The organism is Kitasatospora sp. NPDC088346 (assembly GCF_044740765.1).
GTDB lineage: Bacteria > Actinomycetota > Actinomycetes > Streptomycetales > Streptomycetaceae > Kitasatospora.
The window spans coordinates 79,176-96,988 of the sequence record NZ_JBIURH010000020.1; the positions used below are offsets into that span (position 1 = coordinate 79,176).

9 protein-coding genes are annotated in these 17,813 nt (G+C 74.9%); all 9 read left to right on the plus strand.

All coding sequences use genetic code 11. The annotated features are described in order from the left end of the window. Positions 1-74 precede the first annotated feature (74 nt). On the plus strand, positions 75-902 hold the full coding sequence (locus ACIOFR_RS24335; protein ID WP_401000649.1) for a hypothetical protein: 828 nt from the start codon (positions 75-77) through the stop codon (positions 900-902). Further along, a complete protein-coding gene (locus ACIOFR_RS24340; protein ID WP_401000651.1) occupies positions 895-3,363 on the plus strand; it encodes a hypothetical protein in 2,469 nt (822 codons plus the stop codon). Before ACIOFR_RS24335 ends, ACIOFR_RS24340 begins: the two co-directional genes overlap by 8 nt. Beyond that, the gene (locus ACIOFR_RS24345; RefSeq protein ID WP_401000653.1) at positions 3,360-4,496 is read left to right on the plus strand and encodes a hypothetical protein; all 1,137 of its coding nucleotides are present in this window, start codon (positions 3,360-3,362) and stop codon (positions 4,494-4,496) included. The genes ACIOFR_RS24340 and ACIOFR_RS24345 overlap by 4 nt, the downstream gene beginning before the upstream one ends. Beyond that, positions 4,490-5,008, plus strand: coding sequence for a Pycsar system effector family protein (locus ACIOFR_RS24350; RefSeq protein WP_401000655.1), 519 nt, complete (start codon positions 4,490-4,492; stop codon positions 5,006-5,008). Before ACIOFR_RS24345 ends, ACIOFR_RS24350 begins: the two co-directional genes overlap by 7 nt. Positions 5,009-5,132: 124 nt before the next feature. Further along, on the plus strand, positions 5,133-7,559 hold the full coding sequence (locus ACIOFR_RS24355) for a choice-of-anchor X domain-containing protein (protein WP_401000657.1): 2,427 nt from the start codon (positions 5,133-5,135) through the stop codon (positions 7,557-7,559). Between the two features lie 54 nt (positions 7,560-7,613). Continuing rightward, complete coding sequence (locus ACIOFR_RS24360; protein WP_401000659.1) at positions 7,614-11,060, plus strand: tubulin-like doman-containing protein; 3,447 nt, start codon at positions 7,614-7,616, stop codon at positions 11,058-11,060. Then, positions 11,057-13,678, plus strand: coding sequence for a hypothetical protein (locus ACIOFR_RS24365; RefSeq protein ID WP_401000661.1), 2,622 nt, complete (start codon positions 11,057-11,059; stop codon positions 13,676-13,678). Before ACIOFR_RS24360 ends, ACIOFR_RS24365 begins: the two co-directional genes overlap by 4 nt. Next, the gene (locus tag ACIOFR_RS24370) at positions 13,672-15,675 is read left to right on the plus strand and encodes a hypothetical protein (RefSeq protein ID WP_401000663.1); all 2,004 of its coding nucleotides are present in this window, start codon (positions 13,672-13,674) and stop codon (positions 15,673-15,675) included. Before ACIOFR_RS24365 ends, ACIOFR_RS24370 begins: the two co-directional genes overlap by 7 nt. Then, positions 15,672-17,804: a hypothetical protein gene (locus ACIOFR_RS24375; RefSeq protein WP_401000664.1), complete on the plus strand. Its 2,133-nt coding sequence runs from the start codon at positions 15,672-15,674 to the stop codon at positions 17,802-17,804. Before ACIOFR_RS24370 ends, ACIOFR_RS24375 begins: the two co-directional genes overlap by 4 nt. The last annotated feature ends 9 nt before the right edge of the window (positions 17,805-17,813 follow it).

Below are 17,813 nucleotides of genomic sequence, written 5' to 3' on the forward strand. Positions count from 1 at the left end.
AACGGTCACAGACGTCGGCGCTGCGCGCCCACAGACTCGGGACAGCGGCAGAGGCCCGTGGGAGGGGGACGGCAGTGAGTGACGACGACGTCGAACCCGCGACGTACCAGCTGGTGATCAGCGTGGACGCGCGGAGGTCCGGCGAGTACGACGACAGCGACAAGCCGGAGATGCGCAGGCAGCTCTACGGGGTGGTCCAACCCTCGTTCGCCAAGGCGGCGGTGCGGCCCGCCGACCTGCACCTGGAGGACCGCGGCGACGGCGTCCTGGCCGCCGTCGTGGCGACGGTCCCGCCGTCCGCCCTGCTCGGAACCTGGCTGGTGGAGGCGCACGAACGGCTCCGCGCGAGCAACCGCAGGCTGGCCCGCCCCCTGGGACTGCGGGTCGGCATGCACATCGGCCCGGTCCGCGCCGACCGGCACGGCGTGAGCGGCCGCGCCGTCGACCTCGCGTGCCGGCTGGCCGACTGCCAGGAGGCCAGGCTGGCCCTGGACGCCGCGCAGGCCGACCTCGTGTGCGTCGTGTCGGACCTGCTCTACCGCGACGTGGTGGAACCCGGCGGCTGGGGAATCTATCCGTCCGCCTACCGGCCGGCCAGGGTGCCGCTCAAGGAGGGCGAGGTCACCGCCTGGTTCCACGTGCCCGACCGGGGCCGGCCCCGGCCACCGGCCGCCGCGCAACCGCCCGAGCCGGCGGCGCCCACCCCGGCGCCCACCCCGTTGCCCACCCCGTCGGCGGCCCCGTCCGCGGCCACGCCGGTGCCACCGCCCCCCGGCAGGGCCGGGATCACCGTCGGGCGCGACATGCACCACCACGACCGGCCGGTGTACACCGCCCCCGTGCACTTCGGTGACACCCACACCGGCCCGGCACCGCGTCGGGAGGAGACCGGGAATGAGTGAGGAGGAGCCCCCCGCCGGCGAGTCCCCCGACCCCGCGCCACGCCCCGCCGACGCGGACCGGCAGGACGAACGGAAGCCGAAGGACCGCGGCGAGCCCGCCGACGGCGGCCGACGGGAGTCGGACCGGGCCACCGGGGACGACCCCGAGCAGGACGCCCGGGACCGCGCGGAGCGCGAGCGGGTGGAGAGCCGGTTCGCAGCCGTGGGCAGCGACCCGCGGGAGGAGGGCGAGGACACCCCCGTGGACGCGGCGGCGACCGCGGAGGCGCACCGCTCGGCCAGGGCGTCGTTCGACATCCGCCGCGACCAGCACAACTTCCACCGTCCGGAGTTCCAGAACGCGCACTTCGGCGACGTGAACCTGCGCCTCGACGCACAGCGCACCGCGGTGTTCAGCGGGCCGGTGCCGGAGGACGAACTGCTGCGGCTCCGCAGGGTGTACCAGCAGCCGGACGGTTTCGAGGAGTTGGCGCAGTCGCTGCGCTCCCGGCGGCTGCTGGTGCTCGGCGGCGCCCGGGGCGGCGGCCGTACCTGCACCGCGCTGGTGCTGCTCGACCGGATGACCGACCCCGATCAGGCCGGGTCGCCGGCCCCACCGCGCCCGCGCGTCTCCCGCCTCGACCCGCGGACCGCACCGGCCGAGCTCACCGGCACCGAGCTGGAGGAACACGGCCGCGGCCACGGCTTCCTGATGGAGATCCCGGAGAGCAACGACACCGCGCTGATGCCCGCCGAGGTCCACCTCGACGCGCTCGCGGCCGCACTCGGGGCCTGCGACTCGTACGCGGTCGTGGTCGTCGCGTCCGGCGCCGCGACCACCACCATGCTCTCGGGTCGCTACGGCAGGCTCTGCCCGGACGCCCCCGCCGACCGGCTCCTGGAGTCCCGGCTCCGGGAACGGCTGGAGGACCGGCCGGAGGGACGGTGGGAGGACCTGCCGGAGGGACCGCCGGGGGCCGCCGGGGGGCTGTCGGAAGCCGTCGCGCTCGCCCGCGATCCGGAGGTCGCCGCCGCCGTCGGCCTGGACGAACTGCGCCCGAGGGAGGTCGAGCGACTGGCCGACCTGCTGGCCGAGCACGCCCTCGGCACCCTGCCGCGGGACGGGCTGCTGGCCCGCTGCCGGGAGCTGGCGGACCACCAGGCCCACGAGTGGTTCGCCGGCCTGGACCGGGAGATCGGCGGTGAGAGCAGCCCGGGTGTGCCGTCGGCCGCCACCCTGATGTACCCGGCGGCCTTCCGGGTCGCCCTGTCGGTGTTCCACGGCTCCACCCACAGCATCGTGGCCGAGGCCGCCAACGCGCTGGCCTGGGAGATGGCGGTGGCCCGCGAGCCGGAGCGTTCGCCCGCACGGGCCCTGTTCTGCGACGACGAGTCGGTGACGCTCGGGCTGTCGCGCGCCGCGCTGGGCGAGGGACACGTCCTGGTGGCCGACGTCCCGGTGCCGGTGCGCACCGTCCGGTTCCGTGGCACGGCGCTGCCCACGGCCGTGCTCGGGGAGGTCTGGACGCGGCACCACGCCGCCCGGCCGCCGGTGGTGCGCTGGCTGCGCTCGCTCGCCGACGACCCCCGTCCCCAGGTACGCGTCCGCGCGGCCGTCGCGGCGGGCGAACTCTGCGTCCGGGACTTCGAGTACGGCTACGAACAGCTGCTGCGGCCGATGGCCACGGCGGCCGGCGCCAGACGCCGGATGTTCGCCGCCACCGCCCTGGACCAGGTCGTCCGCCACGACTCGCACCGGTCGGCGATCCGGGCGCTGATCCGCGCCTGGGCCAGGTCCGACTCCTCGTCGCTGCGCTGGACCGCCGCGGTGGCCCTCGGCTACGGCCACTGCACGGCCAGGGTGGGCTCCGCGCTGGACCTGCTCGCCCGGATCGGCCTGCGCAACGACGGCGAGCACCTGGCCGTGGCCTCGCACAGCACCGTCCTGCTCGCCGCCGGCTCCGACGACATGGCGGTCCTGCGCCGGATCGGCCAGTGGGTGCAGGGCCGTCGCCGGGACCGTCAGGACCAGGATCTCGGGCTGCTCAGCGTGGCCCGGCTGGCCGCCACCAGGGTCGGCGAGATCTGGGACGGCGAGGCCTCCCCCGACCTGGCGGACTACCAGAAGTGGCCGCTGGCGCTGGCCCTGGCAACAGCCCGGGAGGGACGCACCGTCCCGGTCGCCGACCTGTTGTGGCACGCCCTCCAGGTGCTGCGATCGCGCGCGACGGTGACCGCCTCGCTGGAGGTCTGGCTGCGCCGGGCCTGCTCGGAGGAGGGCGAGGCGCTGTTCACCGGCCTGGAGCGGTTGCTGCCGCTGCTGGTGGACGACGACGAGGACCGGGAGCGGCTGCGCTGGCTGATCAACCGGATGGTGGAGGACGAGGACGACCCCCTCCCCGCCGGGCAGGCACGACGGATCTGGCGGGCGGTCGAGTCGAGGCCGCTGACCAACACCCATCGGGAGAAGGAGCGGGTATGAACACCGAGCGTCGAGAACTCGCCCTCCCGGAGGAGCTCAGGGGGCCGTTCCAGGGCGAGTACGACCCCGCCGGGGAGTTCCGGCACCCCGGCTCCCAGCTGACCTCGGTGCTCTTCTACCGCAGCGGCGGCTACAGCGTGGTCAGCGCCATGGGCACGGAGCACTTCGACCGGCGCTGGGGGGCGAAGCCGTACACGGTGATCGAGGTCGCGCGCGGCCGGCACACCACCAGTTTCGAGCTCGACCTGCCGGCGTCGGGCGGCGCCTCGTTCTTCCGCGCCCAGGTCGACGTGCAGTGGACGGTGGTGGACAACTTCCGGGTGGTGGAACAGCGCGTGGTCGACGTGGCCGAGGTGCTCGGGCCGCAGATCAAGCAGCGGCTGCACAAGGTCTCCGAGCGCTTCGCGGTGGACGACGCCCAGCGCGCCAACCAGGCCGTGAACGCCGAGCTGGAGGCGGGGGCCTGGCGGAGCCTCGGCGCGGAGGAGGGTCTGCAGACCCGTGTCTACGTGCGGATCGCGGTGGACGCCAAGGCCGTGGAACAGGCGGACAAGTACCGCGACCTGCGCTGGGAGCAGCGTGAGGCCGAGGTCAGGCAGGAGACCGCCAGGCTCCAGGAACGGCACCAGAGCGAACTGCTGGCCCTGCGGATGGACTTCTTCCGGGCGATGATGGAGGGCGGCCAGGGGTCGCAGATCAACTACATGTTGGCGCAGGACCCGGCCAACGCCGGGGCGTTCCTGGAGGCGCTGCGTCAGGAGGGCCGTGGCGACCGGGCCGGAATGCTGGACCGGGTCATGCAGTGGGTCTCCGAGGGCGTGATCCAGTCCCCCGACATCGAACGCCAGGTCCGGCGGATGCTGTTGAGCGGCGGCCGGACGCCGGACGAGGCGGTCCCGGAGCTGCCCGCCCGGGTCGAGGTGAGCCGGATCCCGCCGGACGACGCGTTCCGGCACGACCCGGACCCCGGTCGCGACGGTGACGCCGGCCGCGGCCCGGCCGCCGAATCCTTCGACACGGACGACTGGGTGCCACCGCGGCAGCAGCCCGGGGGCGGCGGACCCGCCGAGGAGCCGGCGGCGCGTCCGTCCACCGCGGCCCGTGAGGAACGCCGGAAGAAGTTCGAGTGGTAGCCGATCCGGCGGCCGCCGCCGCCCCGGCGAGCACGGGCGAGGCGGACCGCTACGTCGCACAACGGCTGCTCGACACCGTCCGGGAGGACATCGGGCGCGCGGACAGCAAGGCCGCGGTCCTGCTGTCCGGCGCGTTGGCCCTGCCCGCGCTGTTGCTGGGCGGCGACCGGCGCCCCGGCGGCGTCGACGCGGTCGGGGTGGTGCTGTGGTCCTGCACCGCGGTGCTCTGGCTGTTCGGGGTCGGCTGCCTCGTGCTGGTCGTCCTGCCACGGCTCGGCACGGCCCGGCCCGGCCCCGGGCTGACCTTCTTCAGGGACTTCCTCCGTTCGGACGGGCCGGACGGGCTGGCGCTGCGGGTGAGCGACGCGGCCAGGGATCCCGTGCGCTGGCTGGTGGTCCAGACCGTGGACGTCAGCACGATCCTCGCCGCGAAGTACCGCTGCATCCGCTGGGCGGTGGCCACCCTGGCCCCGGCGGCGGTGCTGGCCGCCTGCGCGCTGGTCACCGGCTGACTCCGTCCGGGGCGGCCCGGAGCCCGTGGTGCCGCACGTCCCGCTGTTCACGTCAACGTCATGCAACGACGCCGGTGGTCCGGCCGTCGAACGAGCCCCTCGCGGGGCCGAGGGGGGTTGTCCCATGTTCCATGAGCTGTTCACCGTGCGCACCGGCGAGGGGTCGTGGTCCAGAGCGCGGCCGCTGCGGGCGGCTCCCCCGCCGCCGCGCCGGCCGGCCCTGCGCGCCGCCGCGCTGCTGGCCTCGCTGCTCTGCCTGTTCGGCACGCTTGTCTCCGCCGCGGGCGCCGCGCCCGCGGCGGAGGGCCCGGGCGGCGCCGCCACCATCGCCCCGATCAACTTCGCGATCGCGGTGGACGAGTCCGGCAGCATCCAGCCGCCGGACATGCTCCAGGAGCGGGACGCCGCCAGCCGCATCGCGCTCGGCGACGTCTCCGCCGGGTCCAAGGTCGACATCTTCGGGTTCGCCAGTGCGGACGACGCCTCGCAGCACCCGGTCGACACGGTCTGCCCGACCCTGACGCTCGACTCCATCGGGCGTGCCCAGGTCGGCGCGTGCACGGCCAAACTGACCATCCGGGCCCCCGGCACCGGCAGCGACACCGACTTCCCCGCCGCGATCCGGCAGGGCATCGCCGCCCTGCGGGACACCCCGGCCGGCACGCCCCGGGTGCTGTTCATCCTCACCGACGGGAAGCTCGACGTCAGCCACAGCTCCGCCTACGGCGACGAGGCCCACCGGGCCGCCGAGGGGGTGCGCCGCCTCGCCCTCGCCCTCGACGAGGCCCGGACCGCCCAGGTGCAGATCTGGCCGCTGGGCTTCGGTTCCGACGTGGACGTGGCCACCCTGCAGCAGATGGCGCGGGGCGGCTACCAGCAGTCGTGCCCGGGCATTCCCGACACCGCCCCCACCGCGCAGGACGTGCACCGCTCGGGGGACGTCGGCGCGGCTCTCGAACAGGCCTTCGCCTCGGCGCACTGCCTGCACCGCGAACCCACCTCCCGCGGGGTCTACCCGCCCACCACCCAGACGGTGCACATCTCCGCGGTGGCGACCGTCGGCGCCATCGTGGTCTCCAAGGGCGATCCCGCCGTCGCCGTGACCTTCACCGATCCGCAGGGCAGGCAGCTCAAGCCGGACGCACCGGTCTCGGGCACCCTCGACGGATCCGCGTACGACCTGGCCGGACGCGGGGAGTCGGTCGAGTCCCTGCGGCTCGTCGACCCGGTCCCCGGGGACTGGACGGTCCATCTGGACGCCGCCGAAGGGCACCGGGGCCAGCTCGCCACCGTGAGCGTGCTGTGGCACGGCGAGCTGCGGACCTCGATCACGCTGAATCCGCCCAATCCCCGCCCGGGCGGCACCGCCGTGGTCACCCTCCAGCTGCTCACCAGGAAGGACACCCTGCTCACCGACCTCGGACACCTCCCCCCGATGCAGGTGACGGCCGCCCTGGTCGGCAGCGGGTTCGCCGACCAGCCGCTGACGCTCACCGACGACGGGTCCGCGCCCGACGCCAGGGCCGGGGACGGCGCCTTCACCGGGACCGCCACGATCCCCGCCACCGCGGACGGTGCGATCCGGGCCACCGCGACCCTCAGCGCCGTCGGTCTCACGGCCGACCCCGACCGCAGCGAGGGGGGCCAGGTCGCGGTCGGCCCGCCGGCGGTCTCCTCCCGGCTGGTGCTGGCGCAGCGGAGCGTCCATCCCGGCGAGAGCCTGCACGGCACGCTGGAGTTGCGCAACGACAGCCAGCAGGCGCGCACGCTGGCGGTGTCGGTGCGCAACACGAGCGGCAACCTGCTGACCGTGGACCCGTCGTCGGTGGCGCTCCCGGCCGGTGCGTCCCAGCGTGTGCAGGTGACCGTCCAGGTGGCCCGCACCGCCGCCTTCGAGGCGGCGGCGGTGCCCACCACCACCCGGCTCGGCGGCACGCTCACGGTCGTCGACACCTCGGCCGGCCAGCCGCTGGCCCAGGAACCGCTGTCGGTCCCGATCACCCCCGTGCCCGGCTTTCTGGACGAGTACGGCACCGCCCTCGCGGTGGCCGCGGCCGCGCTGCTCGGGCTGGTGGTGGTGGCCGTGCTGGCCGTGCGGGTCAGGCGGCTCACCCACGGGGCGCACGGCCTGCACGTCGAGCTGAGCCTCGCCGACGGGACCGGGTTGAGCACCCTGCCGGCCGGGCGGACCGGCAAGGGCCACTGGTTCCAGTTCAAGGTCACCGGCACGGACGGCGACCACCCGACGCTGGTCGCCGGGCCCGGTGGCGGCTACGCGGTGCGCCGCGACCCGCGCGCCGGGGTCATGTTCCGCGCCGCGGGCACGGCCGACCAGCCGCTCCCGCTGGGCCGGCCGGTCGCCGTCGACACGGACCAGGGGCGCGAACTGCAGCTCTCCTTCACCGAGGGCCGGGCCGGCCGGCCGCCCGGGGCGGGCGGTCTGCTGGCCCGGCTGCGGAGACGGCCCCCCGGCCACAGCGCCCCCTCTGTGCTCCAGCCCCAGGCCGCCGGGTCGGTCGGCCTCGACGACGACTTCGACGAGTTCCTCTGACCGTGCGCCCGCCCGGGCGGGCCGACATGCCCCACACAAGGGAGAGACACACCGATGAAGGTCTTCCAGCCCATGCTGTTCGTCGGCCTGGGCGGCACCGGCGGACAGGTCGGCTCCGAACTGGAGCGCAGACTCCGGGCCGAACTCTGCGGCCCCGACGGCACCGCCCTCAGCCGGATCGGCGTCCAGCTTCCGTACCAGCTGCCGGAGTGCCTGCAGTTCGTCTACGCGGACTTCAGTGAGGCCGAGCTCGACCTGCTGCCGCTGAACAGCGTGGGCGATCCCGCGCTGCGGACCGCGTTCCGCAAGACCGCCCGGGTCACCCACGACCTGCTGCCGCCGGACGACAGCTCCTCGGAGGTCAACCGGGTCCTGCGGGCCAAGTTCCGCCGGGAGACCGAGAGCTGGCTGCCTCCGGAGCGGAACGAGCCGCGGGTGACACCGCTGAGCAAGGGCGCGGGACAGCTTCCGACCATCGGCCGGGCCGCGCTGTACGGCACGCTCCAGCACAGCCTCAAGCCGATCATGGACCCGCTCACCGAGGCCATCGACGCGATCAGCCGTTCCGGTCCGGCGCTGAGCCAGCTCGGCGGGAACCAGATCACCGGCTGCGACGTGTTCGTGTCCTTCTCGGTGGCCGGCGGGACCGGGGCCGGGATCTTCCTGGACTACCTCCACCTCATCGCCCAGGCCTTCAAGCAGAAGGGCTTCCGGGGCGTCAAGATCTACCCCCTGGTGGTGATGCCGTCCGCCTTCCCGGCCGAGGCCGGCGGCGGGCCCGAGGCCGAGCTCAACGCCGCGCGCTCGCTGGTCGACCTGTTCCGGCTGGTGGACGAGCAGAACCGGCCGGTGTCCAGCGCCCAGCTCGGCGACGTCGACGAGGCCGCGGGGGGACTGCAGATCAGGTACCCGAGGACCGGTCCGATCCGGATGCGCCCGGGGCTGATGCCGACCGGCTTCCTGTTCAGCCGCACCGCGGGGATCCGCCCGGACGACCTCCGGCGTTCCATCGTGTCGCTGGTGATGTCGCTGATCGGCACCGAGCTGGGCGACAGCCCGTCCAACGGCGGCGTGGCCCGGGAGAGCAACGACCAGACGTTCGCCTCCAGCTTCCTCAACCGGGGGCAGCAACGCACCGAGCGGGCGGCGTCGGGCATCGGGTACCGGGGGGTCTCCACCAGCCTGGTCGCCTCGCTCACCGTGCCGCTGGACGAACTGGCCGAGGTCATGTCCGCACGGATGCTGGCGGTGGCGGTGGACGCCCTGGTCGAGGAGAACCGTCCGTCCGAGCAGCCCCTGCGGCCGCTGCTGGAGCAGATGTTCACGTCCTGCGGGCTGTCGGACCTCTGGCACCGGCCGTACGAGGCGCCGCCGGACCCCGCGGTCCTGCCGCGCGGCGGGACGGCGATCGAGCAGGAACTCCAGGACCGGATCGTCCGGCTGGAGACCCAGGTGGACAACCTCAGGAAGAAGATCGCCCGCACCATGCCGGCCCTGGTGCACGCGTTCACGCCGCTCCAGGCGATGGACGAGATGCTGAACCGGGTGAACCCGTTCGACCTCGGACGCATCGTCATGGGCGAACGCTCGGACCCCGACCGGGCCGTGCAGCAGGGGCTGCTCGGCATGCTGCAACTGCGCAGCCGGCCACCGGCCCGGCCGTCCGGCGTGTCCGGGGAGAAGCCGCCGTCGGTGCCCCGGATCAGGGGCAGCCTGCTGGCCCGCTCCCGTTGGGCCGACCCCGAGGTGCAGGCCGCGGTGGACGAGCAGGACCGCTGGTACGCCTGGCGCTGCCACGCCGCCTGGCACTCCGCCTGGGCGGCCCAGCGCGGCGTCTGGGAGCACTCGGCGAAGGTCCTCGAAGGCGAGGTGAGGCGCCTGACGTCGGCGTTCCTCGGCCACATCGACGAGGAGAAGAAGACGCACAAGCGCGCGGTCCAGGAGCTCTACCAGGACCGCACCGGAGTCGCCTACCTGCTGCCCTCGCAGAGCGACCTGCGGGAGTTCTACGGCGACATGGCCGACCGCCTCTCCCGCCGTCACGGCCTCGACGAGAACGACGACGAGGCGACCCTGCTGCTCAAGCTGGTCGGCCCCGAGCAGTGGGCCGCGGCCGTGCAGGCGGTGCGGCGCGAGAAGCCCGAGGTCGCGGTGGGCAAGGTCAAGGCCGTCGTCGAGAAGCGGATCAAGACGCTCTTCGCCGAGCGCCTCCCGCACCAGGAGGAGCGGCCGCTCCTCCCGTCGATGGGCGTCCTGCTGGCCGCGGCCGCGGGTGACCGCGGCGCCGCGGCGGGCGTCGGCGCGGCCGCCCTCGCCGAGTTCGGCCACAAGATCAAGGGCCTGCTCCCGATCGGCTTCAGTCCCGAGGGCAACGGCCGGATGCAGGTCCTGATCGTCTATCCGCAGGCCCCGAACCGCCAGGAGGTCGAGGACTACCTGCGCCGGGTCCTGCCCCTGCCCAGGGACACCAAGAAGCTGATCGAGTTCCGCGGCGTGGAGACCGAGTCGATCACCGTGGTGCTGTTCCGCAGCGAGATGAGCATCACCGAGGTGCCGGAGGCCAGGGAGGTGCTGCGGAGCTGGGCCCGGGCCGCCCGCAGGAACGGCACCATGCTCAACTGGCGCCAGCGGCTGGGCTACCAGGACAACTGGCTGGCGAGCACCGAGGACGACCGGACCTACATCCTCTACCGGCTGCTCTGCGCGATGTGGAACGGCCAGGTCGAGGTCCTCGAAGGCGACCAGGACTCCCCGGAGCGGATCCGGATCTGGCTGACCACCGACACCCGGCAGGGCCAGCCCGGCATCACCCTGACCCTGGACGAGTACCAGGACGGCATGTCCAGCTGGGTCGGGCTGCTGCGGTCGTACGAGCGCTGGGCCCTGCTCGACGAGGGCACCATCGTGGACACCTACTGCAGCGTGCTGATGCAGACCACGCCGCACGGGCTCGACCGGCCGGGCAGCAAGCCGCACCCGCTCTTCGTCCACCTGGTCGAGAAGGTCGCCCCGCAGCAGCTCCAACTGCTCTCGCGCCGCGAGCAGTTCGACGATCCGAGGATCACCGCCTGGCTCACGCCGCTGCTGCGGTTCTGGTCGGTCACCCTCCCCGCCGCCCTGGACGTCGACGCCGACCAGCAGGCGTTCCAGGTGACCCTGCGGGACCTGCTCGACGCCTTCCGGGGCGGGGAACCGCCCCGCCGGCGCCGCAGGCCCGTCGAGGCCGGCCAGGACCGGCGCGAGGACCGGCGGCCCGCCGACGAGGACTTCGGGACGCAGCCCCTCGCCCCCGTCCCGCCGCCGCGGCCCGTCCGCGCGTACGACGACCCCGACGGGGACGACCTCGACGAGGACCGCCCCGGGCACACCGCGGACGGACACCGGGCCCCGGCCGACCACGACGGCGGGCGCCACGACGCGGGGTACGGCACCGGCCCGTCCGCCGCCGACCGCCGCGGCGGCACCGCCGACGCCTACCGCTGGGAACAGGAAACCGAGTGATCAACGACCAGGAGACCCCGTCACCGGTGGTCCAGCTGAACCTTCTGGAGGAACCGGCGCGGTTCGACGAGGACCACCGGCTGGAGGCCGCCGTCGAGCAGCGGCTCGCCCCGTTCGGCGTCACGACTCCCCACTCCTACCGCTTCCTCGTCCTCGACACGCCCGAGGGCCTGGTCCGCAACCAGTCCGTCTACGAGCGGCTGCTGCGCTTCCGGCGGGCCACCCGGATCAGCGTGCTCTGCCTGCTCGTCGGCGACCTGCCCCCGGAGGCCGGCGGCGGCGGGGAGTCACCGGCCCTGCACCGCCCGGCACTGCTCAGGACCGCCTCCGTCGGACTGATCTGGGCGGCGGACCTCAAGGCGGGCGGCCCCCGCGGACCGTCCGCCCGGACCGGCACCCCCGATCCGCAGGCGCTCCGCACGCTGGCCGGCCTGCTGCTCGGCCCCGAACTGTTCGACCGGGTGCTGCAACGCCTGACCGCGTCCTGCAACGGCGTCGCGGCCCCGGGCCTGCGCCTGCTCGAGTACGACCTCTCCCCCGCCGCGCGGGACCAGGCCTGGGGGAACGCCGCCGCGCGGTTCGTCGGACAGCCGTCGTACGGGAGCACGTCCGGCCCGCACGGGAAGGGCGGCGCTGCGAGCCTTCCGGAGCCGCTCGACCGGCTGGCCGGCGGCAAGGGTTCGGGCCCGGCCGGGGAGTACGCGCGGGGAGGTCCGCTGGAGGCCGTCCGGGAACGCTGCGTCGAGGCGCTGCGCACCGCGGGCCGGGCCCGGAAGGTCCTCGCCACCCAGGGCGGTCTGGTCTCCGGACGCGGCTCGGACGGCTTCACGATGGCTCTGGACGGTGCCAGGAGCGCCCTCGGCGACTACCTGGCGCAGGTGAACGGCGTGGTGGACCTGGGCGCGCAGCCGCCGGGGGTCGTCGAGGTCCGCGAGATGGTGCTGCGGCTGAAGGAGCTCGGGCTCGACCTGCCGCCGTCCGGCGTCACGCCCGAGCGGGCCGGCGAGGGACTGTGCGCACTCGCCGAGCAGCTCTTCGACGACGGGCTGACGCTCAGGGCCGTCGCCGACCGCTTCGAGGACTGCTCGGCGCGGATGATGCCGCACCAGGAGGACGCGCTCGCCGAGGCGCCCGGCCGCGCCTGTCCGCAAGCGCTGCTGGCACCCGGCGGCGGCGGGGTGCCGCCGGCCGTCGGGAGCCTGCTGGGCACGCGCGCCCTGACCTTCCTGGCGGGCGCGCTCGCCGGGCTGGGCGCCTGGCCCTGGGGGGCGGGCACGGCCGCCGTCGCGCTGCTCGTCCTCTACGGCGGGTTCCTGACCTCGCGCCACCTCCCGGGGGACGCGCCGCGGGCCCGGGCCGCCTTCGGCGGCCGGTACGTCGGGGCCCAGGGCACACTGGTCCTGCTCGGCGGCGCCGCCGGTGCGGCGCTGGGCACGGTCCTCGGGCTGCCCGGCTGGACCGCGTCGATCGCGCTGCCGGCCGGCCTCCTGCTGGCGTGGACCGCGGTCGTCCGGGCCTGGGACCGGGCGGTGGCGCAGATCTGGAAGGACAGCGGCGCGGCCGCCGTCCAGGCGGCGGTGCGCGCGCTCGACGAGGTCCTCGACCGGGCGGTCCGGCAGCGCTGGTGGGCCGAGACCGAACGGATCGACTGCGCCGAGGCCGCACGGTCGGTGTCGGTGGTGCTCAACACCCTCGCCGATCTCATCACCGCGACGGCCGACGCCGGAGTGCGCGACGAGGAGCAGCACCCCGACCCCGACCCCGACGCCGACGACCCGCTCGCCGACGACCGGTGGCCGGGCCCGGGTGACGCCCCCGAGCTCGACGTCCCCAGCTGGATGGCCCGGACCGGACCGGCCGGGCGACCGCTCAGGGCGCGCACGCCCACCGGCCACCCGGGCCCGGCGGCGGACGACCGGCCGCCGCCGTGGCTGGACCGGCAGAGCGGCGAGGGCGGGCCCGACCTGGTGCCCACCCTCAGCGGGGACTTCGCGGAGCTGGTGCGGCAGTCGCTGGCACCGCACTGGGACGCGCTGCGGGGCGGGCACGCCGCCTCCGGGTCGGAACGACAGGTCGCCAGGAAGGCCCGGGAGCTGCTGGAGGTCGCCCAGCGGCACCTGCTGCGCAACGGTGTCGTCCCGGCCCCTCCGTTCGCCGCGCCCGCGCGGGCCCGCAGCGGGCCGGCCGGGCTGCTGGGCCTGGGCCTCGACCGGGTGGTCGAGGCCGCGGGCCCGAACGCCGTTCAGAAGGAGGTGGTCCCGCTGGTGTCGACCAGGCAGCTGCCGCTGCTCAGCCGCGACCCGGCCGCCGTCGAGTGGATCCGGTTCGCGCCCTTGGCGGTCCGCGCCCAGCTGGACGGCCGTGGCACCGACGGGGACGGCGGGGCCGTCTGGACGTCCTCGGGCCGCCACGCGGGCCGGCTGCGGCTGACGCCGCTGCGCTCGGGATCGGTGCGGACGGTCATGGCCTACCACGACCCCGACCCCGGCCGGGACACCCACCCCGAGCACCCGGTGGCCGCGCCGGAGCCGCAGGTGGCCACGCCCGCCGCGCCGGCCGCCGAGCGCGAGCAGCCCTCCTCCGGGAGCGACCCGTCGGCGGAGGAGCACACGTGGTGAACACCCCTGACGTCCCCGTCCGGTTCACCGACCCCGACGGTCGCCGGCACACGGCGCGGCTCGTCCCGGGTGCGGACCTGCCCGGCCTGGTGCCCGCTCCCGCGGTCGCCCGCCGGGTCACCCTCGACCGCCGCTGGGACCTGGTGCAGGTCCGGCTGCCGTCGCCGTACGCCGGCACCGCCGACGCACAGCGCGCCTTCGAGGCCGAGGTGGGCGCCGCCCTGGAGATCAACGCCGCCCTGCGGGGCGGCGAGCACGAGGAACGGTTCCCGATCCCGGTGGGCTACGACATGGACGTGGCCGAGCCGTTCGTGCTGTACCTCGGTCCGCCGGGCGCACCGCTCCGCGCGGCGTCCGGGGTGCAGATCAGGGAGCAGCAGCTGATCCTGCGCGACCTGGTGCTCGCGGTCAGGCTGCTGGAGGGCCTCGGACTGGTGCACCGCGGCATCGCGCCCGACCACGTGCACTGGGACGGCGGCAGGACGCAGCTCTGGGGCCTCACCGCGGTCACCCGGGCCGGCGCCCCCCGCGCCTCGTACGGCACCGCCCCCTACGCCCCGCCGGAGCAACTGCGCGGGACCGGGGACACGGATCCGCGCGACGCGCTGTGGAGCGTCGCCCAGCTGATGTACGAGCTGGTGTCCCGGCGGCCCGCGAGCGCCCACGGCCGGCCGGACGACCTGGCCCGGTACCCGTCGCTGGCGGCGGTCCTCGGGCCGTTGCTCGCGCCGCTGGCCCAGGACCGGCCCGGCCCGGCGCAGCTCCTGGAAAGGCTCCGGCCGGGCTCCGACCCGGTCGGGACGGCACTGGCCAGGCCCGATCCGCTGGAACCGTTCCGCCGGGAGTTCGATGCCACCACCAGTCGCAAGCAGACGTCCCGGCGGGCGCTGCCCCGGACCGCCGGCGAGGGCCGGGGCGCGCGGGGCGACCGCTCCCCGGGCGGCACGGTCAGCTGCCCCTACTGCCTGGAGACGATGAGCTACGACGTCGGGAAGCTCTTCGTCGTCGACGCCCAACTCCAGTACCAGCAGCTGGACGTGACGGCCGAACGCAATCCGGTCCGGCTGCGCGACCTGCTGCGGCGGGCCGTCCAGAGGTGCCCGGGCGCGCCCGGTTCACCCCCGCACTACGTGCCGGTCCCGTACCTGACCAACGGACGGCCGCTGATCATCGCCATGGTCGGCAACTCCCACACCGGCAAGAGCCACCTGCTCGCGCAGATGATCGGGGAGGTGACGGCCGAGGCGCTCGCCCCCTTCGGACTGAGCTGGCAGTCCGTCAGCCCGCAGATCCACGCGGCGTTCTACAAGGAGCGGGTCGCCCCGCTGCGCAACGGCACCGAGCTCGGACACACCCTGCAGACCACCTTCGCGCAGTTCGCGGAGGCGGTCCTGATCACGGACCGCCACGGTGAGACCCGGCCGGTGGCCTTCTTCGACCTCGGTGGAGAGGACCTGCTCAAGACCAACGAACTGCTGAACTTCCTGCTGAACGTCGACGCCCTGGTCTTCACCGTCGACCCGCTGCTGGCGTTCGCGCTCCCCCAGCTGGACGAGGCGCGCGCCAACGACGAGGTGAAGGTCAGCCCGGGCGGGGACCCCACCTTCGAGACCGTCCTCGACCGGCTTCCGGCCCAGGACCCGCCGGTCGCCGCGCTGGTCGTCGGCAAGTCCGACCTGATCAGGTTCGAGAACCCGGTCAGGCACTGGCTCGACGAGCACGCTCGGGCGCCGTTCGCCGGGGACCGTCAACAGGACGAGAGCCGCGACGTGTACGCCTTCCTGCGCCTGCACGCCGAACGTCCCTGGCTGCGGCCGTTCGAGAGCATCCCGCAGTGCACCCTGCACTTCGCCTCGGCCACCAACGGCAGGGCGGAGGACGGCCACTACCCGCACGGGGTGCGGGCCAGGCGGGTCATCGAGCCGCTGCTGTCGGTGCTGTCCATGTGCGGCGTCATCGAGTCGACCGGAGAGACAGCCGCCGAGGTGGGGCCGTGAACACCACAGAACAGCACCCGGACCTGCTGCACCAGGTCTTCTTCCGCTGGCAGGGCAACACGCAGAGCCACCGGACCGGCATCGCCCCGGTCTCGTACTCCTGCGGGCAGGACGCGGCCTGGCGGCTGTACGAGGAACTGGCCCCGCTGCTACGGGTCGAGGGCGGGCCCGACCGGCCGAGCCTGGTGCGGACCGTCACCTCCACCGGCGAGGTGGTGCTGATCCACCGCACTCCGAGCCGCGAACCGGGCGGGCGTCCCACCACGGACTGCCACGCCCTGGTGGGCACGCCCGAGCAGCTGACCGTGTCCCACTGCATCGCCCTGGTCAGCTGGAAGTGGCCGCCGAAACCGGAGAGTTCCCGGCCCCCCGGGGACCCGCGGATCGGCCGGGTCCCGCTGGACACCCTGCGGGCCTCCTGGCAGGGGACCCTCCCACGGATCCGGACCAAGCTCGACGACTCGGCTCCACAGCTCACCGAGATCACGGCCGCCGTCCTGCGGGCACCCGGCCGCCGGCTGTCGATCAGGGCCGAACAGCTCGGCAACCCCTCGCACATCAACCCGGCCCCCGTCCTGCTGTGGGGCCTGCACGAGATCCTCGGCGACGGTTTCCTCCCGCAGTTCACCTTCGCGACCCTGGACACCACGGACGAGCACCGGCTGGGGATCGTCTTCGTCCCCGAATGGCGGGCCTCCGCCGCGGACGACCCGCTGCGCACCCGGATCCCGCTCACCGATCCGCCCGCCCCGCCCGCCCCGCCGAGGGATCACGCGGAGGCGATCGCCCAGGAACTGGTCCACCGGTACCTGTCCACCGTTCCCGGGCGGGGGCGGGGCATCGCGCACCAGCTCGCCGGCGTCTCCTGGAACCCGGCCGTCCCGGCGGAGGAACGCCTGCACCGGATCGGCGCGTTGCTGCGGCTGCGGCCGGACAGCACCGGGCCGAGCCCTGCACCGCCCGCCGTTCCCGTTCCCGCGCCCGTCCCCGCCCCCGAGGCCCGGCCGGTCGCCGACGACCGGCGGGAGCGGCCCGCCGGACGCACCTCCGGGCCGCTCACACCGGTGGGGACACCGGCGTGGACACCGGTGGACGGGGCCCGGCGCAACGACGAGCCGTTCGACCAGGAAGCCGTGCCCGCCCCCGTCCAACCGGCCGGGACCTCGACCCGGCCGGCCGGCACCGGCACCGGCACCGGCACCGGATACCAGCAGGAACCGGAGACGTCCGTCTACGCCGACACCCCGCAGACGCCGCCCGGCCCGCCCGACCCGCCCGTCCCCCTGCCCGCCCTCGCCGTACCGGCCCCCTTCAGCCGCCGCGCACACCTCCGGGAACGGCTGCTGCAGCGCCCGGCGGCCGACTCCGGACCCGAATCCGTCCGCCGCGGCCGGGCCGAACTCCTCCGGATCGACCGGGACACCCCCCACCACACGCTGCTGACGCTCCGGCACCGGCTCGGCAGGTTCCCCGACCAGCACCTGCTGGACCTGCTGGGGCAGCCCGGACTCCGCAGCCCCGCACGGCACGTGCTGCTCCAGGCACTCGCCGACCGCAGCGCCCACCGCACCCGCGAGGACGCCCGGACGCTCTGCACCCGTGTGCTCTCCGAACGGCTCTACCTCTACGCCGAAGCGGAGCAGCGCGACCCCACCGGCACCGACCCGGGCGCCGAGGCCGTCGACGAGACCGCGGTCACCACCGCGGCCTGGCTCTTCGCCTGGGCGGTCGCCCCCTACGCCCGCGACCCGGAACAACGCCCCGGCCTGGACTCCCTGCTGCACACGATCGGCACCTCGCCGAGCAGGTCGGATCGCGCCCTGCTGCTGCGCATCTCGCTCGCGCCGTACGACGGGAGCGTGCCGGACCTCCCGCCCCGGACGTGGCAGAAGCTGGTGGAGTACCTCGACCCCGAGACGGGACGGGAGGCCGCCCACCACCGCGAGCAGCCGCGCGGCGGCCCGCCCCGCGGACGGCCCGCCCCGCCGGGCGTACCGGCGGCCCGACGACCGCCCGACCGGTCCGCCGGCCCGGACCGCTCCGGCGGCTCCAACGAGCTGCTGGTCCTGGCCGTGGGCGCATCCCTGATCCTCGCCCTGATCGTCCTGGTCGTGCTGCTGGCCGGCTAGCCCACCTGC